General features: G+C 64.2%; 18 protein-coding genes. 12 read left to right on the forward strand and 6 right to left on the reverse strand.

Annotated features, from left to right (window positions below):
- Positions 1-45 precede the first annotated feature (45 nt).
- Together fdxA and EJB06_RS13930 are read right to left on the reverse strand one after the other, a co-directional pair.
- Positions 46-369, reverse strand: a complete 324-nt coding sequence (fdxA, locus tag EJB06_RS13925; protein WP_126074614.1) for a ferredoxin FdxA — start codon at positions 367-369, stop codon at positions 46-48.
- A gap of 254 nt (positions 370-623) precedes the next feature.
- Positions 624-1,868 (reverse strand): putative Na+/H+ antiporter, encoded by a 1,245-nt coding sequence (locus EJB06_RS13930; RefSeq protein WP_126074615.1) that lies wholly within the window; start codon positions 1,866-1,868, stop codon positions 624-626.
- 121 nt (positions 1,869-1,989) lie between these two features.
- On the opposite strand from EJB06_RS13930, the gene EJB06_RS13935 reads away from it, so the two are divergent.
- Complete coding sequence (locus EJB06_RS13935) at positions 1,990-2,271, forward strand: polyhydroxyalkanoic acid system family protein (RefSeq protein ID WP_126074616.1); 282 nt, start codon at positions 1,990-1,992, stop codon at positions 2,269-2,271.
- Positions 2,272-2,304: 33 nt separating this feature from the next.
- Here the strand turns inward: EJB06_RS13935 and EJB06_RS13940 are convergent, their stop codons facing one another.
- The 3 genes from EJB06_RS13940 to EJB06_RS13950 form a co-directional block, all read right to left on the reverse strand.
- On the reverse strand, positions 2,305-2,559 hold the full coding sequence (locus EJB06_RS13940; protein ID WP_126074617.1) for an acyl-CoA-binding protein: 255 nt from the start codon (positions 2,557-2,559) through the stop codon (positions 2,305-2,307).
- 217 nt (positions 2,560-2,776) lie between these two features.
- Positions 2,777-3,010, reverse strand: a complete 234-nt coding sequence (locus EJB06_RS13945) for a hypothetical protein (RefSeq protein WP_229427070.1) — start codon at positions 3,008-3,010, stop codon at positions 2,777-2,779.
- A 2-nt stretch (positions 3,011-3,012) separates the two neighbouring features.
- Complete coding sequence (locus EJB06_RS13950) at positions 3,013-3,369, reverse strand: FKBP-type peptidyl-prolyl cis-trans isomerase (protein ID WP_126074618.1); 357 nt, start codon at positions 3,367-3,369, stop codon at positions 3,013-3,015.
- Between the two features lie 133 nt (positions 3,370-3,502).
- Here EJB06_RS13950 and EJB06_RS13955 point away from each other — a divergent pair, with 133 nt between their 5' ends.
- The 7 genes from EJB06_RS13955 (at position 3,503) to EJB06_RS13985 (ending at position 14,237) form a co-directional block, all read left to right on the forward strand.
- Complete coding sequence (locus EJB06_RS13955) at positions 3,503-4,366, forward strand: EI24 domain-containing protein (RefSeq protein WP_126074619.1); 864 nt, start codon at positions 3,503-3,505, stop codon at positions 4,364-4,366.
- Positions 4,367-4,459: 93 nt separating this feature from the next.
- A complete protein-coding gene (locus EJB06_RS13960) occupies positions 4,460-5,257 on the forward strand; it encodes a competence/damage-inducible protein A (protein WP_126074620.1) in 798 nt (265 codons plus the stop codon).
- Between the two features lie 317 nt (positions 5,258-5,574).
- Positions 5,575-8,874 carry a transglycosylase domain-containing protein gene (locus EJB06_RS13965; RefSeq protein ID WP_229427071.1) on the forward strand — a complete coding sequence of 1,100 codons (3,300 nt, stop codon included), beginning with the start codon at positions 5,575-5,577 and terminating at the stop codon, positions 8,872-8,874.
- A 160-nt stretch (positions 8,875-9,034) separates the two neighbouring features.
- Positions 9,035-10,372, forward strand: coding sequence for a TAXI family TRAP transporter solute-binding subunit (locus EJB06_RS13970; RefSeq protein ID WP_126074621.1), 1,338 nt, complete (start codon positions 9,035-9,037; stop codon positions 10,370-10,372).
- 10 nt (positions 10,373-10,382) lie between these two features.
- Positions 10,383-13,322, forward strand: a complete 2,940-nt coding sequence (locus tag EJB06_RS13975) for a sensor histidine kinase (RefSeq protein WP_229427072.1) — start codon at positions 10,383-10,385, stop codon at positions 13,320-13,322.
- A 312-nt stretch (positions 13,323-13,634) separates the two neighbouring features.
- Positions 13,635-13,871, forward strand: a complete 237-nt coding sequence (locus EJB06_RS13980) for an ADP-ribosyl-(dinitrogen reductase) hydrolase (protein ID WP_126074623.1) — start codon at positions 13,635-13,637, stop codon at positions 13,869-13,871.
- A 9-nt stretch (positions 13,872-13,880) separates the two neighbouring features.
- A complete protein-coding gene (locus EJB06_RS13985; protein ID WP_126074624.1) occupies positions 13,881-14,237 on the forward strand; it encodes a hypothetical protein in 357 nt (118 codons plus the stop codon).
- A gap of 225 nt (positions 14,238-14,462) precedes the next feature.
- Here the strand turns inward: EJB06_RS13985 and EJB06_RS13990 are convergent, their stop codons facing one another.
- Positions 14,463-14,921: a rhodanese-like domain-containing protein gene (locus EJB06_RS13990; protein WP_126074625.1), complete on the reverse strand. Its 459-nt coding sequence runs from the start codon at positions 14,919-14,921 to the stop codon at positions 14,463-14,465.
- A gap of 310 nt (positions 14,922-15,231) precedes the next feature.
- Here EJB06_RS13990 and glnA point away from each other — a divergent pair, with 310 nt between their 5' ends.
- The 4 genes from glnA (at position 15,232) to ntrC (ending at position 19,996) form a co-directional block, all read left to right on the forward strand.
- Positions 15,232-16,647, forward strand: coding sequence for a type I glutamate--ammonia ligase (glnA, locus tag EJB06_RS13995; RefSeq protein ID WP_126074626.1), 1,416 nt, complete (start codon positions 15,232-15,234; stop codon positions 16,645-16,647).
- Positions 16,648-16,841: 194 nt separating this feature from the next.
- Complete coding sequence (locus EJB06_RS14000; RefSeq protein ID WP_126074627.1) at positions 16,842-17,357, forward strand: DUF4124 domain-containing protein; 516 nt, start codon at positions 16,842-16,844, stop codon at positions 17,355-17,357.
- Positions 17,354-18,433, forward strand: coding sequence for a nitrogen regulation protein NR(II) (glnL, locus tag EJB06_RS14005; protein ID WP_126074628.1), 1,080 nt, complete (start codon positions 17,354-17,356; stop codon positions 18,431-18,433). The genes EJB06_RS14000 and glnL overlap by 4 nt, the downstream gene beginning before the upstream one ends.
- A 69-nt stretch (positions 18,434-18,502) precedes the next feature.
- Positions 18,503-19,996 (forward strand): nitrogen regulation protein NR(I), encoded by a 1,494-nt coding sequence (ntrC, locus tag EJB06_RS14010; RefSeq protein WP_126074629.1) that lies wholly within the window; start codon positions 18,503-18,505, stop codon positions 19,994-19,996.
- Positions 19,997-20,093 lie beyond the last annotated feature (97 nt).

Consider the following 20,093-nt stretch of genomic DNA (forward strand, 5'->3'; position numbering starts at 1 on the left):
CTGGCGCCGGGCCGCGAGGGCGGACCGGCGGGGCTGCTGGCTGGCTTAACGGATCAGCTGATCGATCTTGTCTTTGACATCTTTCCACTGTTCCGCATCGGGCAAGGCCGGTTTGGTCTTGGTAATCGACGGCCAGGCGCGCGCCAGATCGACGTTGATCTTGATGAATTGCTGCTGGTCGCCCGGCACATCTTCTTCCGCATAGATGGCGTTGACGGGGCATTCGGCCACGCACACGGCGCAATCGATGCACTCGTCCGGATCGATCGCGAGAAAATTCGGGCCTTCCCGGAAACAATCTACCGGGCATACATCGACGCAATCGGTGTAACGACAGCTGATGCACGATTCGGTGACAACGTGGGTCATAACAGTCCTATCAGTGAAAAGGGGTGCTGCGGGCCGGTGGCAGCGCTAATGCCAACCATAGCAAAGCACTGTATTTTAGGGCAATTCGCTTATTCCCACAATTGAGGCTTATACACAATCCACATAAGCAAATGCGCACTTGCTTGCCCAAAAACCAAGTCTTGTTTTCCTGCCAATTCAAGCGAACTGAACAGAAATGGTCGCGCCGATAAGCGCTTGCGGGTTTGATATATCGCAAGCGCTTCCTCGAATCGTCATAGCAGGAACATGATCATCGCCATGACGGTCGGCGGAAGCGCGCCCAGCAGCAAGCCGCCGACCCCGATCGATTCATCCTCGAAGCCGTCGCGCACCAGGGCGGCGCCGGCCGGATTGGGGGCGTTGGCGATGATGGTCAGCCCGCCGCCGGCCACCGCGCCGGCCACCAGCATGTACTTGGCCTGGTCGGACAGGCCGACGATCAGCGAACCGAGGTAGGTGAGGGCGGCGTTGTCGGTGATCGCGGTCAGCGCGGTGGCGCCGAAAAACAGCGCGGTCGGCCCCAGGCTGGAGACGATCGGTTGCAGCCACCATTGCTGCATGCCGCCCAGCACCACCAGTCCGGCCAGGAAGAAGCCGACCATCAAGCCTTCTTTCAGGATCAGGGGGCTCTGGTAGTTGTCGTAGGCGTGGGTGAAGCCGATGAAGAACAGGAACAGGCCGACGAAAATCACCGGATGGTGGGCAAAGGCGACCACGGCCGCCAGGAAGGCCAGGTGGATCGCGCTCACCAGCGCCGGCACCCTGACGGTCCCGGCTGCCGGCGCGGGCGCCTCGACGATGTGGCGGCGCAGCATGACGGTGACCACGGTGGCGTTGACCAGCACCGCGACGGCGGCGCGCCAGCCGAAGGTCGAGGCCATGAAGGCGCTGTCCCACTGCCAGGTGGAGGCCACCATCAGCACCGGCGGCGCGGCGAAGGAGGTGAGCGTGCCGCCGATCGACACATTGACGAACAGCACGCCGAGGGCGGCGTACTTGAGCCACTCCGGCATGTCCTTGCGAAAAATCTGGGGCGCCAGCATCAGGGCGGCCAGGGTCATGGCGGCCGGTTCCGTGATGAGCGAGCCGAACAGCGGCACCAGCGCCAGGCACAGCCACACATTGACCACCGGGGTGCGCAGCGGCACCAGGCGCGCCAGGGCGGCGATGAGGGCGCGGATCGCTTCGAGCACCGGCCTGGAGGCCGCCACCACCATGATCACGAACACGAACAGCGGTTCGGTGTAGGTGCGCGATTCGGCGTAGGCGATCGCTTCGCTGCCGCCCAGGACGATGGCCATGGCCACGATCAGCACCAGTGCCCACAGGCCGAACACCACCTCGACTTCGCCGAAGAAGTGGAGCAGGCCGGCATGGCGCGGATAGCGGTCGGCCAGGCGTTCGAAACTCTTGGCGGCGAAGGTGTGCGCCAGGGCGAGTCCGAACAGGATCGCGGCGATGAGTTGGATGTCGCTCATGTCATTCCGATTAAAAATAGCCGAAAAGCATTATAGGACGGGAAGCGGCGCGGGCGGGGCGAACTAGGCGGGCTCGGCGCAACAAGGTATCATGTGCGCGAAAAACACAACAAGGAAAGTCATGGCTGACATCAGCATCGTTCAGGAACATAGCCTGACACCCAACAAGGCCCGTGAAGCGGCCCAGAAAGTCGCCGACAAGATTGCCGCCGAATACGGCCTGGAATGCGCATGGCAGGGCGACGTACTGCATTTCGAGCGCAGCGGCGTGAATGGATCGCTGGCCGTGGAAGCGCAGCAGGTGGCAATGACGATCCGTCTCGGATTCTTGATGAGTGCGTTCGCGCCGGCGATCGAGGCGAAGGTGACGGAAAAGATGAAAGCGGTATTCGGCGCAGCCTGAAGCGGCCGCGCCGGGGTCGTGCGGGGCGCCGGATCAGCCCTTCAATTCGTCGATCAGGTCGACGTACTGCTGCATGGCGTCGTCCCTGGACGTGCCCTTGAACGCATCCCACGCATCGTACTTGGCACGGGCGACGAAGTCGGTCATGCCGGGACGGTTGCCGTCGGTGTCGCCGGCGGACGCCTGCTTGTACAGCGCGTAAATCTTCAACAAGGTCTGGTTATCCGGACGCTCGGACAGATTTTTGGAATCGGCCAAGGCCTGGTCAAACTGTTCCTGCAAGCTCATCTTATCTCCTGGGGTGGGCTGAAATTCAGTGACGAGAATCTTAGCGCAGCTTGCACCGCAAACAGCGGAAAAGCGCAAGAGATTAGAGGGGATGCTCAGCTTGGGACGCTCGATCCCGCGCACCCGTCGTTCCCGCGCAGGCGGGAACCCAAGTTTGTCTAGCTGCTCGTGGCTGCGCTACGTACTTGGGTTCCCGCCTTTGCGGGAACGACGATGGTCAGTCTTGCGCCTCGGCTTTCGCCTTGGCCGCCTTTTCCTCGTCGCTGTCGCGGAACGGGTAGGTGGCCACTTTGACCGCGCCCTTGGTCACTGCGACCCCGGTGCTGACCGCGGCCGAGCCGACCGCCGCGCCGGCACTGACCACCGCGCCGGTGACCGCAACGACCACGCAGCCGCTGGTCATGGCCACCACCAGCAGCGCCAGCGCGCAGCGCAAGGCGCCCATCGACATGCTTAAACCTTCAGCAGTTCGACGTCGAAAATCAGCGTGGCGTTCGGCGGAATCACGCCGCCCGCGCCGCGCGCGCCGTAACCGAGGCTGGCCGGGATCGTCAGGCGGCGCGCGCCGCCGACCTTCATGCCCTGCACGCCTTCGTCCCAGCCCTTGATGACCTGGCCGGCGCCCAGCGCAAACTGGAACGGTTCGTTGCGGTCCTTGCTGGAGTCGAATTTGGCGCCGGCGGTGCCGTCGTCGTTGCGCAGCCAGCCGGTGTAATGCACGGCGACGTGCTGGCCGGCTTTCGCTTCGGCGCCTTCGCCGACGGTGGTGTCTTCGTACTGGAGGCCGGAATCGGTAGTGATGGTGGACATGGTTTTCCTTAGTAAATCGGTGTGATTGGCGATTGTAGTGCATGCCAACTCAAAGCGCTATTGACGCCACTCCCGTGGCAGCCCAAAGCACGCTACACTGCGTGGACTTTTTGACTATATTCAGCCGCTTTCCATGACCAAGACTCCCTGGCGCCCCGTCGCCACCGCCTACCGCCACGCCCTGGTTTCGCAGGCCAATCCGAAGATGCTGCTGCTGACGGTGATTCCCTTCCTGCTGTCGGTGGTGCTGTGGGCGATCCTGCTGGCCTTCGGCTTCCAGCCGCTGCTCGACTACGTCCAGGCCCTGTTCCAGGACCACGACTGGTTCAAGACCACCAGCGGCATGCTCGGTTCCTTCGGCCTGGGCTTCCTGAAAACCATCATCGTGCCGCTGATCGCCATGCTCCTGCTGCTGCCGCTGATGATCGTCACCTCGCTGGTCTTCATGGGCGTGGCCGCCATGCCGCCGATCACGCGCCATGTCGCGGCGCGCCATTTCAGCACCCTCGAAGCGAAGAACGAAGGCAGCTTCATGGCCAGCCTGGCGATCAACCTCAGCAGCGCCGCGCTGTTCGTGGTGGTCTGGGTCCTGAGCCTGCCGCTGTACATCGTGCCGCCGGTGGCGGTGCTGGTGCAGGTGGTGCTGTGGGGTGCATTGACCAGCCGCGTGATGGTCTACGACGCCCTGGAAGACTATGCCAGCGCCGAGGAAATGAAGGAAATCCGGCGCCGCCACCGCGCCCAGCTGACCTTCATCGGCATCGTGTCCGGCTTCATCGGCGCCTTGCCCGGCATCGTCTGGATCGGCGGCGCGGTCATGTCGATCGTGCTGTTCCCCTTCCTGGCGGCGATCTCGATCTGGCTGTATGTGCTGATCTTCGTGTTTACCGCGCTGTGGTTCCAGTACTACTGCATGCATGCGCTGCGCGAGCTGCGCGCGGCGGCGGCGGCGCCGGTCGCCGCCGTTGCCAGCGCCGATGCGTCGCCACCGGCCTGACGCTTTCATGGCACACTGATGATTTTCGCAACAACGTTCGCAACAACGTTCACAACAACGTTCGCAACAACGTTTGCAACAACGGAGAAACACATGGCAATCGGTTTGATCATCATCGGCGACGAAATCCTGTCGGGCAAGCGGCGCGACCAGCACTTTCCCAAGGTGCTGGAGCTGCTGGCCGAACGCGGCCTCAAGCTGGACTGGGCCGAGTACCTGGGCGATGATCCGGCGCGCATCAGCGCCACCCTCAAGCGCACCATGGCCAGCGGCGACATCGTGTTCTCTTGCGGCGGCATCGGCGCCACCCCGGACGACCACACGCGCGCATGCGCCGCCAGCGCGCTCGGCGTGCCGCTGGCGCTGCATCCGCAGGGCCGCGCCAACATCGAGGAGCGCATCCGCGACATGGCGGCCGAAGCCGGCAAGCAAGCCGACCTGGATTCGCCGGAAAACCTGCACCGCCTGAAGATGGCCGAATTCCCCGAAGGCGCCTCGCTGATCCCCAACGCCTACAACAAGATCGCCGGTTTCACGGTCGGCACGCATCACTTCGTGCCGGGCTTTCCGGTGATGGCCTGGCCGATGATCGCCTGGGTGCTCGACGAGCTCTACAGCCACCTGTTCAACCGCCAGCCGCACAGCGAGCAGTCGGTGCTGGTGTACGGCTCGATGGAGTCGACCCTCAATCCGCTGATGGAAGCGCTGGAAGCGCGTTACGCCCCGGTCAAGGTATTCAGCCTGCCGAGCGTGGGCGACGCGGTCACGCGCGGCCACATCGAACTGGGCGTCAAGGGCGAACCGGCGCTGACCGCCTCGGCCTTCGCCGACATGTGCGCGCAGCTGGGCGCCATGGACATCGAATACGTCCCCTGCGAGGCGCCGGCGTGACAAGCGTGTGACGCCTTTTGCGGCAACGCTTTTGTGAGGCGCGCTGAGCCGTTGTTTTTTTGCGAAAAACAAACGGCCAGATCAAGTTTTCTTGAACATGCCTTCGCCACGGTCACCCGATGTGGTGGAATGGTGACCGTGCAGTACCCGGATCGCGCCTGCGACGCAGGTGAGATTCGGGTGAGAATCTAATCAGTGAATTTTTAATACCACAGGAATGCGATTGACCACCCGATCACACGAAGCGACCCGTTGCACGATGGCGAAGGTCGATGCGGTGATTGCAGGGACGATTGATTTGAACCGGTTGAGCCATCATGGAAAGTAATCGTCGTTCTCGACGGCCCCGCATCGTCGCCAGCGCGGTGCGCAAACTGCGCGCACGCGCGGCATTGATCCAGCTCGGCCAGGCAGCGCCGGAGCCGGACGACGGCACGGCGACACCGCATTCCCACCTTTCCCTCGTGTCCGACGGCGCCTCCAGCGCCGCCGGCACGCACATCGATACCGACACAGACACCGACATCTTGCCCAATTCCGACACCGCCACCTTGCCCGAAGCAGAACACGACACCGCGCCGCAAGGCACCCCTCCGCGCCGCCGCAGCCGCATCAAGCTGGTCCTGTGGCTGCTGTTACTGGCCTTGCTGGGCGCCGGCGTCTGGTGGCTGCTCGACGAGGTGCGCACCTCGTCGATGCAGGCCAAGTACTTCGCCGGCATCGCCAAGAAGATCAGCTACAAGGTCGAGAAGGGCCCCAGCACCAATATCCGCTTCCCGCACGACAGCCCGTACGACGAGCGGCTCGGCTACGCCAACCTGCCCGACTACCTGGCCAAGCTCAAATCGCGCGACTTCATGATCGATTCGCAGGCGCGCCTGTCGCCCAAGATGGTGGAACTGGCCGACCAGGGCCTGTTCGCGACCTACCGCGAGAAGACCAAGGTCGGCCTCGAAATCCTCGACTGCCGCAGCGAGCCGCTGTTCCTGTCGCGCTTTCCCGAGCGTTTTTACGAAAAGTTCGACGACGCCCCGTCCTCGCTCGTCAAAAGCCTGCTGTTCATCGAAAACCGCGAACTGCTCGACCCGACCTACCCGAAACGCAACCCGGCGGTCGAGTGGGACCGTTTCAGCAAGGCCGTCTTCGACAAGTCGCTGCACGTTTTCAGCGGCGGCGACAAGCGCTCGGCCGGCGGCAGCACGCTGGCCACCCAGATCGAAAAATACCGCCATTCGCCGGACGGGCGTACCAGCTCGCTGTCGGAAAAAGCGCGCCAGATGGTCTCGGCCACCCTGCGCGCCTACCAGTACGGCGAAGACACCACCAAGGCGCGGCGCCAGATCGTGATCGATTACCTGAACACGGTGCCGCTGTCGGCCAAATCCGGTTACGGTGAAGTCAACGGCATCGGCGACGGCATGTGGGTCTGGTACGGACGCGATTTCGCGGCCATGAACAAGCTGCTCAAGGACGAGCCGCATTCGCCCGACGCCGCGCTGGTGTACAAGCAGGCGCTGTCGCTGATGATCGCGCAGCGCCGTCCGGCCCACTACCTGGGCGCCGGCGCCAACGACCTCGAAAACCTGACCAACACCCACTTGCGGGTGCTGGCCCAGGCTGGCGTGATCACGCCGCAGCTGCGCGACGCCGCGCTGGGCATGAAGCTCGAGCCGGCCAAGGGTTCCGGGGTGGCGCCGCCGGCGGCCAACGCCTTTGTATCGCGCAAGGCCTCGAACGCGGTGCGCACCCACCTGGCCGGTCTGCTGGGCGACTCGCGCCTGTACAACCTGGACCGCCTCGACCTGTCGGTGGTCAGCACGCTCGACTCGGAAGCGCAGCAAGCCGTCACCGCCATGCTGCGCAAGCTGCGCGACGCCGACTCGGCGCGCGAGGCCGGCCTGACCGGCAAGGGTATGCTGGGCAACGGCGACCCGGCCAACGTGGTGTACAGCTTCACGCTGATGGAACGCGGCGAAAAGGCCAACTACCTGCGCGTGCAGACCGATAACTACGACCAGCCGCTCGACATCAACGAAGGCGCGAAACTCGACCTCGGCTCCACCGCCAAGCTGCGCACCCTGGTGACCTACATGGACATCGTCGACCAGCTGTACCAGCGCTTCAACGGCATGAGCGCCGAAGAACTGCGCAAGACCGTGGTCGATCCGAAGGACCGGCTGTCGCAGTGGGCCATCGAATACTTCTTGACGATGCCGTCGGGCGCCGCGCGCGACCTGCCGGCCATGCTGGAAGCGGCGATCGAGCGCAAATACTCGGGCAGCCCGGCCGAAGGCTTCTTTACCGGCGGCGGCATGCACACCTTCGGCAACTTCAGCCGCCTCGATAACACGCGCATCATGAGCGTGCGCGACGCGCTGCGCAGCTCGACCAACCTGGTGTTCGTGCGCCTGATGCGCGACGTGGTGCGCTACTACATGTTCCAGCTGCCCGGTTCCTCGGCCGCGCTGCTGGCCGACGCCGACGATCCGCGCCGCGCCGAATACCTGGCCCGCTTCGCCGACCGCGAAGGGCGCGAGTTCCTCGGCCGCTTCTACAACAAGTACAAGGGCAAGAACGCGGCCGAGGCCGAAAAAGTGCTGCTCGCGAGCTTCCGCCCGACCCCGACCCGGCTGGCCAACGTGCACCGCACGATCGCTCCCAACGCCACGCTGGCGCAGTTCTCGGCCTTCGTGAAGGACAACCTGGTGTCGGCCAACGAAGTGCCGGACGAGCGCATCGCGCGCATGTACGACCAGTACGCCCCGGCGAACATGTCGCTGGCCGACCGCGGCTACCTGGCCACCATCCACCCGCTCGAACTGTGGCTGGTCGGTTACTTCCGCGCCAATCCGGCTGCCACCTATTCCGACATGGTCGCGGCCAGCGTCAAGGAGCGCCAGGAAGTGTATGCCTGGCTGTTCAACACGCACCGCAAGCACGCGCAGGACCGCCGCATCGCCGGCCTGCTGGAAGTCGAGGCGTTCCTGAAGATCCACGCGCAGTGGAAGAAGATGGGTTATCCCTTCGACTCGCTGGTGCCGTCGTATGCGACGACCCTGGGCGCCTCGGCCGACCGTCCGGCCTCGCTGGCCGAGATGATGGGCATTATCGTCAACAAGGGCGTGCGCAAGCCGGTGCAGCGCATCGACTCGCTGCATTTTGCCGAGGGCACGCCGTACGAGACGCTGGTCAAGCAGGCCAAGAGCGCGCCGGGCGAGCAGATCCTGTCGCCGGAAGTGGCGCGCGCGGTGGCCGATGCGATACGCGGCGTGGTCTCCGACGGTACCGCCAAGCGGGTCAAGACCGCCTTCAAGATGGCTGACGGCAGCATCATCGCCGTGGGCGGCAAGACCGGTACCGGCGACCAGCGCTTCGAAGTGTACGGCGGCGGCGGACGGTTGATCGAATCGCGTTACGTGAACCGCTCGGCGACCTTCGTCTTCAACATCGGCGAACGCTTTTTTGGGAGCATGACGGCGTATGTGCACGGGCCCTCGTCGGCCGACTACGACTTCACCAGCGCCTTGCCGGTGCAGTTGCTGACGGTGCTGGCGCCGACCCTGATGCCGATGATCGAGCCGCCGACCGATGGTTCGGTCAAGCAGTGCGTGCGGTGATGCAATAGCGTTCGCTCAAGTCGCGCATAGTGAAGGGCCGTCTTTGCCGCCAGGGCCGGGAAAGACGGCCCTTCAGTTATCGGCATGAAGATGGACCCGTGCTTGCATAGTTCGGAAAATGTTGGCATCGTACCGAACCATGAAACCTTTGCAACGTGCGATGTCCAAAATCCGGAAGTTCACCCAGTTCTCGTTGCGCGACCTGGTAGCCACCGCCGGTCCCACCGTCCTCACCATCGTCGCCCTGTGCGCGGTGGCCTACCTGCTGGTCGATCCCTCGCCGCCGCGCAGCGTCACCCTCGGCACCGGCCAGGAAAACAGCGCCTACGAAGAATTCGGCAAACAATACGCGGCCAGGCTGGCCAGGCATGGCATCAAGGTCACCCTGCAGCGCTCCCTCGGCTCGCAGGACAACCTGCAGCACCTCAACGAAGGCAAGGTCGATATCGCGTTTGTGCAGAGCGGCTCGACCGAGCAGGCCGAAGCCCAGCGCAAGGGCCTCGTCTCCATCGGCAGCCTGTTTACCGAACCGGTCTGGCTGTTCCTGCGCGAGGAAACCCAGGTCACCCGGCTCACTGAGCTCAAGGGCCTGAGAATCAACCTCGGGCCGGAAGGCAGCGGCGTGCCGAAGCTGTTCCGCCAGGTGCTGGCGCTCAATGGCGTCGAGCCGGGCGACCTGGCCATCGGCGCACTGGAAAACACACCGGGCACGGTGGAACTGCTGGAAGGACGCATCGATGGCCTGGTCTTCAGTTCCGGCCCGGACGCGCCGCTGGTGCAGATGCTGCTGCAAACCCCGGGCGTGAAGCTGTTCGATTTTGCGCAGGCCGAAGCCTATTCGCGGCGCTTGCCGTTCGTCTCGCATGTGGTCCTGCCGCGCGGGATCGTGGACGTGGGGCGCGACTTGCCGGCCCAGGATTATCACCTGATCGCCCCGACCGCGACCCTGGTGGCGCGCGAGGACCTGCATCCGGCGCTGATCGACCTGTACGTGCAGGCGGCCAGCGAGATCCATGGCGGCACCGGCTGGTTCCAGCAGCAGGGCCAGTTCCCCTCGGCGCGCTACACCGAAATTCCGGTAGCGCGCGAAGCCGCCAAGTTCTACAAGGATGGCGCGCCGCTGCTGCAACGCTACATGAGCTTCTGGCTGGCGAATTTTTTCGATCGCATGTGGGTCGTGGTGGTGGCGCTGGCGGCGCTGGTGCTGCCGCTGTCGAAGGTGGTGCCGCCCTTGTACGTGTGGCGCATCCGCTCGCGCGTGTACCGCTGGTACGGCCAGCTGCGCACGGTGGAGCAGGAGCTGGAAGCGGCCCAGGGGCCGCAGCGCGCGGAGATTTGCGCGGGACTGTTAAAGCGCCTCGACGAGATCGAAGAGATGGTGAACCAGATTTCGATTCCGCTGGCCTTCGCCGACGGCTTGTACGGACTGCGCAGTCATATCAATTTCGTGCGCCAGCGGGTAAAGAACGCGAATGGCGCGACCGCAGCGGCCAAATAACGGCCGCTTGATGCTGCTGCGTGCCCTGCGGGCCGTTTGCCTGCTGGCGGTCTTCGCACTCGAATGGGCTTGCGCGGCGACTCCCCGGCCCTTGCTCACCGACTACACCCATACCGCCTGGACCGAACTCGATGGCGCGCCCGCCGGCGTGACCAAATTCGCGCAGGGCCCCGATGGCTGGCTGTGGATCGCGACGCCGGCCGGCCTGTATCGCTTCGACGGCGTGCGGTTCGAGCGCACCGATACGGTCTACGGGCGTGCGCTCGCGTCCAGCAATATCATGGCGCTGACCGCCACCGCGGACGGTGCGGTCCTGATCGGCTACCGCGTCGGCGGCGTATCCGTCTTCCGCAAGGATGGCGCGCGCACCTATGCCGAAGACGGCGGCTTGCAACCGGTCGGCGTGCTGCATCTCGAAGCGGCGCCCGATGGCGCCATCTGGGCGGCGATGCGCGACGGCGTGGCCGTGCTGGCGCCAGGCGCCGGCCGCTTCCGCTATCTCGGTCCCGAGAGCGGGCTGCCGTCCCTGGGCGTGTTCCAGATCCTGTTCGCGCGCGACGGCACGACCTGGGTCGGCACCAACACGGGCGCCTGGTTTCGCAAGCGGGGCGAGACGCGCTTTGCGCGCGCATGGCCGCATGTCACGCTGGTCTGGCTGTGCGAGGCGCCGGACGGCACGATCTGGGGCAACGATTTCAAGCAGGGCTATTACCGCGTCAGTACAACGGCGCCTGCCGCCGGCGCGCCGGCCGGCCCCGAACTGGAAGGCTACGGCATGCGCTTCGACCGCCAGGGCACCATGTGGATGATGCATCCGGATGGCCTGGAACGCCGGCTCGCTGCGGGCGTGCCGGAGCAGCGCCTGTCGAAGGACAACGGTATCAGCGGCCCGCTGCCGGGCGCACTGTTCGAAGACCGCGAAGGCAATCTGTGGCTCGGCACCTCGCGCGGCATGGACCGGCTGCGCCCGAATCGTCTGCGCACCGTGCCGGTCGTGCCGCAACTGGAGTCGCCCGCGCTGGTGACCGGACCGTCCGGCGAGATGTGGGTGGGCGACTACGCGGGCGACCTGTGGCGCTTCGACCGCGAAGGGCGTGTCAGCCGCGAGGTGCCGGGCAAACTGACGGCCAGCTACACCGACCCGGACGGCGTGCTGTGGCTGGGCGGGATGGAGGGCGTGCTGCGGCGCGGGCGCGACGGCGCGCTGACCACGTTCCGCTTTCCGGACGAACTGACAAGCCTGCGCGTGCACGCCATGCAGCAGGACCGTCATGGCGTGCTGTGGGTTTCGTTCTCGGCCGGCAAAGGCGTGTACCGGCTGGCCGATGGGGCGTGGACCAGGGCGGAGCACATTCCGGTTCTCCTGACGACATCGATGGCGCGCGACGCCGCCGGCAACGTCTGGATGGGGCACCTGCGCAGCCAGCTCAGCATCGTCGGCGACGGCGCCGTGCGCCGGCTGGGCGTGGATCAGGGCCTGCAACTGGGGACGATCCTGACGCTCGGCGCCGACGGCAACGCCATGTGGGTGGGCGGCGAGAACGGCGTCGCACTGCATCGCGAGGGCCGCTTCGCCGTCTTGCGCGGCGAGCGCAGCGAATCGTTTCGGGGCGTGTCGGGCATCGTGCGCGAGCCTGGCGGCGACCTGTGGCTGCATGGGGCCGACGGCCTGTATCGCATCGCCGCCGCCGACCTGGATGGATGGTTGAAGGACCCGCGCGGCGCGGTGGCGTTCGAGCGCTTCGATGCGCAGGACGGCATGCAGGGCCATGCGCCGCAACTGCGGCCGGTGCCATCGCTGAAACGTGCGCGTGACGGCGTGCTGTGGTACGCCACTGCGGGGACGGTCGGCACCATCGACCCGGCCAACATCCTGCGCAACCGCCTGGCGCCGCCGGTGCACATCACCGGTGTGACCGCCGACGGCGTGCGCTATCGGCCTGCCGATGGGCGTGTACCCGGCCTGGCGCAGGGAACGCGCAATCTGCGCATCGACTTTACCGCGTTGAGCCTGTCGATTCCCGAGCGCGTGCGCCTGCGCTACCGGCTGGTCGGGTTCGAGCGCGCGTGGCAGGAGCCGGCCGGGCGGCGCGAGGCGTATTACACCAATCTGGCGCCCGGCAAATATCGCTTCGAGGTCATCGGGTCGAACGAGGACCATCTGTGGAACACGGCCGGCGCTGCGCTGGAGATCGATATCCCGCCGACCTTCTTGCAAAGCGGCTGGTTCAAGGTGCTGGCGCTGGCGAGCGGCGCACTGCTGCTGTACGCGGCGTATGCCTTGCGCATCGGCTACCTGACGGCGCGCATGCAGGAGCGCCTGCAGGAACGGCTGGCCGAGCGTACCCGCGTGGCGAGGGCCTTGCACGACACCTTGCTGCAAAGCGTGCAGGCGCTGCTGATGTCCTTCGACGCCCACAGCCGCAAGGTGGAACAGGGCACGCAGGAGCGCGCGCGCCTGGAGCAGACGCTCAACCTGGCGGAGCAGTTGCTGGCGGAGGGGCGCGATCAGATCATGGGCCTGCGCGCGCCGTCGTCGGAGGATGCTCTGGAACTGACGCTTGGACAGTTCGGCCAGTCGCTGGCCGGGTACTGGCCGCACGCGTTCGGGATGAAGGTCGAAGGTAGTCCCAAGCCATTGCGCCCCGACGTGCATGCGGAAATCCATGCGATCGCGCGCGAAGCGCTGTTCAATGCCTCGCGCTATGCCGACGCGACCCGGATCGACATCGAACTGGTCTACGGCGCCGCCGCATTCGTCGTGCGCATCCGCGATAACGGCCGGGGACTCGACGACGTCGTCGCCGCGGCGGGCCAGCGCTCCGGCCATTGGGGGCTGGTCGGCATGCGCGAGCGCGCCAGCTGCATCGGCGCGCTGCTCGCTATCGATAGCCAGGCGGGGGCGGGAACGGACATCACGGTGACGGTCCCTGGAAAGAAGGCTTACTGACAGCCGTGTGACATTCCGGGCTCCGTGCAGTCCTGTGGCAACTTGACTTGACAAGCATCGCACCAAACCGCCGCGCACGAAATATACCTGTAGTAATATACAAACCAGTCAGCTTTGTATATACAGATGTGAGCGATACAGTCAGCTAGGGTCTGGGTGGCGCCTGGATAGCACATTGACCTTGATCCGTCTCAAGATGCGCTGCTGGAAAGCTTGTACTGTCGGACGCTTGGTTCTTCACTGTATATACAGGCTGGGGGTAAGGTGCCGATACGTATCAGTCAGAATGTTCTCGACAAGATTGGCGAGCGCATGATTACAGCAGCAGAAATCGAGCAGTGCTTCATGAACCGGGAGGGAGGTTTATGTGTGGATACCCGAGCACATCACTTGACAGATCCACTCACAAACTGGTTCGTCGCAAAAACCGATCAAAACCGGGTGCTCAAGATTATGTTTGTTCCCGTCAAAGATGGGGTAGAGCTGAAATCAGCCTATGAAGCCACTGTAGAGATATGTCGCATATACAATAAATATGCAAAACCCTAAGGAGTTGAAATGGCCGAAACGCAGAAAATTGACGATACGCATGAGGCTTGGGACAGCGGGAAGTTGGGCGCCGATGAGAAGTTCGTTCAGCGTGCCCCGGACAGGGCAGAGCGTGAACTGGACGATTCTCTGGGCTTGCAAGCTATCTCGATTCGCATTCCCAAAGATTTGATCGAGCAATTCAAGCTGATCGCCAAAATCCACGGAATGGGTTACCAGCCATTGATGCGTGAGGCGTTGAAACGCTTTGCCCATGCAGAAATCAGAGCGATATTGACGCAAATGGCGAACGAGGGGAAGAAAGAACTTCTGGAAAACGGCAATCAAAAAATTGAGGTTGAACTCAATCTGAATGTCGCCGCCTGACAGCAGAACTCTTGCCTGGTCTGAAAGGCGGTCGATCTTTCTCGACGGGCTAAGAACCGTTACCGTCCTAAGAACTTGACCGGCAATCAATGCGAGTTTTGGCAAACAGAAACGGATGCGGTGCAAGGCGGCGAGTGCGCGGTAGTGCGAGCACTGCAAGCAGGAGCCAGCGCAGCAACGCGCCGGTTCTGGCAGCCAAGAACACATTTATTTCTGGGCGAGTACTCAGGCCCCCAGCCAGGGCAAGCCCGCCTTGCACCAGCCTCCCACCGTCTTGCGGTGCCCGTCCGCATCCTTGTCGCCCTCGAAGCCTTCCAGGATGTCGAAGGCGTGCGCATAGCCGTTCTCGGTCGCGACCCGGGCCGCGTGACGCGACCTGACGCCCGAGCGGCACAGGAACAGCAGCACCTCATCCTTCTGCGCCACGGCCTGCAGCTGCTGCAAGAAATCCGGATTCGGCACGCCTTCCGGCCACAAACTCCACTGCACCGCGCAGTGCTGCTGCGCGGGGATGGTCACCTTGCCTACCCAGGCGCGCTCCGCTTCGGTGCGCACGTCGACCAGCCGCACGCGCGCCGCGCTTTGCAGCAGGTCCCACGCTTCCTGCGGCGTCACCGCTCCCGCATACGGTTGGCCGGGGGCCCGGGTGCGGGCGGCGGCAAGCAGGGTCTCGACGTTACTCATGGCGTATTCCTCAATGAAGTTTGCGATTATTATATGAGCGGCGCACCATGGCGCGGCATGTATTCCTTTTCGGTGCATGCCGCATCAAATTGGTGCAGTCGGCGGTGCATGCACCAACACAGTGCGAATCGACCCGCGCAGCACGGCCACGCCGGCAACAGGGACTCAGGAGTTTAGTGACATTTGGCAGCATTTTCAACGCCGCTACGGCCCCTGGCCGCTGCGGTCTGGCTGGCACGCTTTCTGCTATGATCCCTGTGAGTTTTGCCGCCAAGGCGGCAACCCCCCATTTATATTAGGAGAGATACGCATGGCAATGACGGCCGCAGAAGTCTTGAAGATGGTTAAAGAGAAGAATGTTCGCTTTGTGGACTTCCGTTTCGCCGATACGCGCGGCAAGGAGCAGCACGTAACGGTTCCCGTATCGCACTTCGATCTCGACAAATTTGAATCGGGCCACGCCTTCGACGGCTCGTCGATCGCCGGCTGGAAGGGCATCGAAGCGTCCGACATGCTGCTCATGCCAGACCCGAACACCGCCAACATCGATCCGTTCATGGAAGAAGTCACGCTGTTCATGCAGTGCGACGTCATCGAACCGGCCGACGGCAAGGGCTACGACCGCGATCCGCGTTCGATCGCCAAGCGCGCCGAAGCCTACCTCAAGTCGACCGGCATCGGCGACACCGCTTTCTTCGGCCCCGAGCCGGAATTCTTCATCTTCGACAGCGTGCGCTGGAAGATCGACATGTCGGGCTGCTTCGTCAAGATCGATTCGGATGAATCGTCGTGGGCGACCGATGCCAAGACCGAAGGCGGCAACCACGGCCACCGTCCGACCGTCAAGGGCGGCTACTTCCCTGTGCCGCCGGTCGATTCGTTCCAGGACATGCGCTCCGAAATGTGCCTGATCCTCGAAGAACTGGGCATCCCGGTCGAAGTGCACCACCACGAAGTGGCCGGCGCCGGCCAGAATGAAATCGGCACCAAGTTCTCGACCCTGGTCGAGCGTGCCGACTGGACCCAGAACCTGAAATACGTGGTCTGGAACGTCGCCCACAGCTACGGCAAGACCGCCACCTTCATGCCGAAGCCGATCGTCGGCGACAACGGCTCGGGCATGCACGTGCACCAGTCGATCTGGAAAGACGGCAAGAACCTGTTCGCCGGCGACGGCTATGCCGGCCTGTCGGAAGACGCGCTGTTCTACATCGGCGGCATCATCAAGCACGCCAAGGCACTGAACGCGATCACCAACCCGGGCACCAACTCGTACAAGCGCCTCGTGCCCGGCTACGAAGCGCCGGTCAAGCTGGCTTACTCGGCCAAGAACCGTTCGGCCTCGATCCGCATCCCGCACGTGGCCAATCCAAAAGGCCGCCGCATCGAGACCCGCTTCCCGGATCCGCTGGCAAACGTGTACCTGTGCTTCGCCGCGCTGCTGATGGCCGGCCTGGACGGCATCGCCAACAAGATCCACCCGGGCGAAGCGGCGTCGAAAGACCTGTACCACCTGCCGCCGGAAGAAGACGCGCTGATCCCGACCGTCTGCGCCTCGCTGGAAGAAGCGCTCGACAACCTGAACAAGGACCGCGAGTTCCTGACCCGCGGCGGCGTCTTCAGCGACAGCATGATCGATGCCTACATCGAACTGAAAATGCAGGACGTGCAGCGCATGCGCATGACCACCCACCCTGCTGAATTCGATATGTACTACTCGCTGTAATTGTTTTTGGTTGGCAAGCATTGCCAACTTGCAGCACCTGTGGTCGTAGAGATATCAAAACGTATCTCTACGGTATAAAAACGCGAGGAAGGCCACGGCTTTTCTCGCGTTTTTCATTGGATGTTGTATATTCGGTTGAATCTAATTACTCCACGGAATTCCGTGAAACAACGCTGATGCTTATGATAACGAGGATGTCCCGGATTCGCCCGCTCCGCCCGCTGCGCTCGCCGACCTTGCCTTTACTGGCACTGGCGCTGGCGCTGCTCGCCGGCCTGGGCGTGCAGCCGCTGGCCCGGGCCGACATCTATTTGTGCGTCGACGCCAATGGCAAGAAGGAGTTGACCGACAACCCCAAGGCCGGCTGCAAGCAGCTCGACGTGCCGAACAATATCCCGGCGCCGTCGGGACGCAGGAGCAGCACGCCGGCCAAGCCGGTATCGACACCGACCGATTTCCCCAAGGTGGGCGGAAGCGAACAGCGCGCGCGCGACGCCGACCGGCGCGAGATCCTCAACGAAGAGTTGCGCGCCGAAGAGAAGAAGCTGGCCGAACTCAAGCGCGAATACAACAAGGGCGAGCCTGAACGCCAGGGCAACGAAAAGAACTACGCCAAGTACGAAGAGCGGGTCAAGCAAATGGCCGACAACATCGCGCGCGCCGAGAAGAACATCGAAGCGCTGCGGCGCGAAATCTCGAACATCAAATGATCGCGGGCGCTCCCACGCGGGCCGACGGCCTGGCCGGGCTCGACCTGCTGGCGTCGGCGGTATTGCTGGTCGACGCCAGCGGCGCCATCACCTTCGCCAACGCCGCCTGCGAGAACCTGCTGGAAAGCTCGCTGCGCGCCCTGCAACGCCAGCAGCTGCACACCTTGTTCCTCAACGCCGAGGAACTGATCAAGCTGTGCCAGCAGGCGCTGGCCCATAAATACGCGGACCTGCGCCAGGACCTGACCCTGGAGCGCAGCGGGCGCGAACCGCTGCATGTGCACAGCATCGTCAGCGAAGCCGGCGAGTGGGGCATCGTGATCGAGCTGCGCGAGAACGTCCAGCAGCTGAAACTCGACCGCGAGGAACGCATCCTCGACCAGAGCCAGGTCAACAAGGAACTGGTGCGCAACCTGGCGCACGAGATCAAGAATCCGCTGGGCGGCATCCGTGGCGCGGCGCAGCTGCTCGAACTCGAACTGCCGGCGCGCCACCTGACCCAGCTGCGCGAATACACCCAGGTGATCATCAAGGAAGCGGACCGCCTGCAAACCCTGGTCGACCGCCTGCTGGCGCCGCACCGCCGTCCGCACATCGTCGGCGACGTCAATATCCACGAAGTGCTGGAACGCGTGCGCAGCCTGATCCTGGCCGAGTTCCCGACGGGACTGACCATCCGGCGCGACTACGACGCTTCGATTCCGGAATTTCGGGGCGACAAGGAACAGCTGATCCAGACCGTGCTCAATATCGCCCACAATGCGGCCCAGGCGCTGTCGGAACGGATCGAGGCCGGCGACGCGCAGCTGGTTTTCAAGACGCGCGTGGCGCGCCAGGTGACCCTGGCCAAGGTGCGCTACGGGCTGGCATTAGACTTGCATATCATCGACAATGGACCGGGCATCCCGCCGCAGATCCGCGACCGCATTTTCTATCCCCTGGTATCGGGGCGGGAGGGCGGCAGCGGGCTGGGGCTGACACTGGCGCAGACCTTCGTGCAGCAGCACATGGGTGTGATCGAGTGCGAAAGCCGGCCTGGATTTACGGATTTCAGGATCCTGTTGCCGCTGCCATAAGCCGCGCACCAGCTTCGACAATCCGGGTCCCACCAATTGAAGATCCATATTGCGGGGAAGCGCGAACACATGAAACCAATCTGGATAGTCGACGACGACGCCTCCATCCGCTGGGTGCTTGAAAAAGCCCTGGCACGCGAGAACCTCGCGACCAAAAGCTTTTCGAACGCGCGCGATGCGATGGCGGCGCTCGAATTCGAGACGCCGCAAGTGCTGGTCTCCGACATCCGCATGCCGGGCGAGTCGGGGCTGGACCTGCTGCAGACGGTCAAGGCCACCTATCCCGGCCTGCCGGTGATTATCATCACCGCCTTTTCCGACCTCGATTCGGCGGTGGCCGCCTTCCAGGGCGGCGCCTTCGAATACCTGGCCAAGCCGTTCGACATCGACAAGGCGGTGGAGCTGATCCGCCGCGCGCTGGAAGAAAGCCTGCGCGAGACCAGCGTCGAATCGGGGCCCACCGACACCCCCGAAATCCTGGGCCAGGCGCCGGCCATGCAGGAAGTCTTCCGCGCCATCGGACGCCTGTCGCAGTCGAACGTGACGGTGCTGATCACCGGCGAATCGGGCACCGGCAAGGAGCTCGTGGCGCGCGCGCTGCACAAGCACAGCCCGCGCGCGCAGCAGCCCTTCATCGCCCTGAACACGGCGGCCATTCCCAAGGACTTGCTCGAATCGGAACTGTTCGGCCACGAACGCGGCGCCTTCACGGGCGCGCAGACGACGCGCCGCGGACGCTTCGAGCAGGCCGAAAACGGCACCCTGTTTTTGGATGAAATCGGCGACATGCCGTTCGACCTGCAAACGCGCCTGCTGCGGGTGCTCTCGGACGGCCACTTCTACCGGGTCGGCGGGCACCAGCCGATGAAGGCGAATGTGCGCGTTATCACGGCCACCCACCAGAACCTGGAACAGCGCGTGCGCGACGGCCTGTTTCGCGAAGACTTGTACCACCGCCTGAACGTGATCCGCCTGCGCCTGCCCAGTTTGCGGGAGCGGCGCGAGGATATCCCCCTTTTGGTGCGCCACTTCCTGGTGCAGAGCGCGCGCCAGCTCGGGGTCGAGGCCAAGCGCATGAGCGATCCGGCGCTGCACTTCCTCACCGGGCTCGATTTGCCGGGCAATGTGCGCCAGCTGGAAAACCTGTGCAACTGGATCACCGTGATGGCGCCCGGCCAGACCGTCGAAGTGAAGGACATGCCGCTCGAACTGACGCAGCAGGAGGGCGGCACGGAAGCGCTGGCGCCGCTGGCGTCGGGCGAAGCTGCGCCGCTGCACGCCAACGGCCAGGCCGGCATTCCCGGCGGCGCCGGCATGGCGGCGCTGGGCGCGGCCGGCGGCTGGATCGGCCTGCTGGAGCTGCAGGCGGCAAGCATGCTGGCGGCGGGGCAGTCGGAAGTGATGGATGTGCTGGGACGGCAGTTCGAGTCGGCGTTGATCAAGACGGCGCTCAAGCACACGCACGGACGCAAGAACGATGCGGCGGTGCGCCTGGGGATCGGGCGCAACACCATCACGCGCAAGATCGCCGAACTGGGGATCGACGGCGCCAAGGACGAGTAGGAGGGGCGGCTTTGCCGGCTCGGCCGCCGCGCTGCGCCGATACCGCCGTCGCACGCGGGCAGGCGGGTGCCCCGGTTGGATGCGCAGTCGCGGGCGG

The organism is Massilia atriviolacea, assembly GCF_003953935.1.
Taxonomy (GTDB): Bacteria; Pseudomonadota; Gammaproteobacteria; order Burkholderiales; family Burkholderiaceae_D; genus Telluria_A; species Telluria_A atriviolacea.

Excerpts from the sequence above, each read along its gene's own strand:
- EJB06_RS13980 (WP_126074623.1), top strand. The coding sequence starts at position 13,635 with ATGATTACAGCAGCAGAAATCGAGCAGTGCTTCATGAACCGGGAGGGA.
- EJB06_RS13945 (WP_229427070.1), bottom strand. The coding sequence starts at position 3,010 with ATGTCGATGGGCGCCTTGCGCTGCGCGCTGGCGCTGCTGGTGGTGGCC.
- EJB06_RS13940 (WP_126074617.1), bottom strand. The coding sequence starts at position 2,559 with ATGAGCTTGCAGGAACAGTTTGACCAGGCCTTGGCCGATTCCAAAAAT.
- EJB06_RS13970 (WP_126074621.1), top strand. The coding sequence starts at position 9,035 with ATGTCCAAAATCCGGAAGTTCACCCAGTTCTCGTTGCGCGACCTGGTA.
- EJB06_RS13935 (WP_126074616.1), top strand. The coding sequence starts at position 1,990 with ATGGCTGACATCAGCATCGTTCAGGAACATAGCCTGACACCCAACAAG.
- EJB06_RS14000 (WP_126074627.1), top strand. The coding sequence starts at position 16,842 with ATGTCCCGGATTCGCCCGCTCCGCCCGCTGCGCTCGCCGACCTTGCCT.
- EJB06_RS13955 (WP_126074619.1), top strand. The coding sequence starts at position 3,503 with ATGACCAAGACTCCCTGGCGCCCCGTCGCCACCGCCTACCGCCACGCC.
- fdxA (WP_126074614.1), bottom strand. The coding sequence starts at position 369 with ATGACCCACGTTGTCACCGAATCGTGCATCAGCTGTCGTTACACCGAT.
- EJB06_RS13975 (WP_229427072.1), top strand. The coding sequence starts at position 10,383 with ATGCTGCTGCGTGCCCTGCGGGCCGTTTGCCTGCTGGCGGTCTTCGCA.
- ntrC (WP_126074629.1), top strand. The coding sequence starts at position 18,503 with ATGAAACCAATCTGGATAGTCGACGACGACGCCTCCATCCGCTGGGTG.
- glnL (WP_126074628.1), top strand. The coding sequence starts at position 17,354 with ATGATCGCGGGCGCTCCCACGCGGGCCGACGGCCTGGCCGGGCTCGAC.
- EJB06_RS13965 (WP_229427071.1), top strand. The coding sequence starts at position 5,575 with ATGGAAAGTAATCGTCGTTCTCGACGGCCCCGCATCGTCGCCAGCGCG.
- glnA (WP_126074626.1), top strand. The coding sequence starts at position 15,232 with ATGGCAATGACGGCCGCAGAAGTCTTGAAGATGGTTAAAGAGAAGAAT.
- EJB06_RS13950 (WP_126074618.1), bottom strand. The coding sequence starts at position 3,369 with ATGTCCACCATCACTACCGATTCCGGCCTCCAGTACGAAGACACCACC.
- EJB06_RS13930 (WP_126074615.1), bottom strand. The coding sequence starts at position 1,868 with ATGAGCGACATCCAACTCATCGCCGCGATCCTGTTCGGACTCGCCCTG.
- EJB06_RS13960 (WP_126074620.1), top strand. The coding sequence starts at position 4,460 with ATGGCAATCGGTTTGATCATCATCGGCGACGAAATCCTGTCGGGCAAG.
- EJB06_RS13990 (WP_126074625.1), bottom strand. The coding sequence starts at position 14,921 with ATGAGTAACGTCGAGACCCTGCTTGCCGCCGCCCGCACCCGGGCCCCC.
- EJB06_RS13985 (WP_126074624.1), top strand. The coding sequence starts at position 13,881 with ATGGCCGAAACGCAGAAAATTGACGATACGCATGAGGCTTGGGACAGC.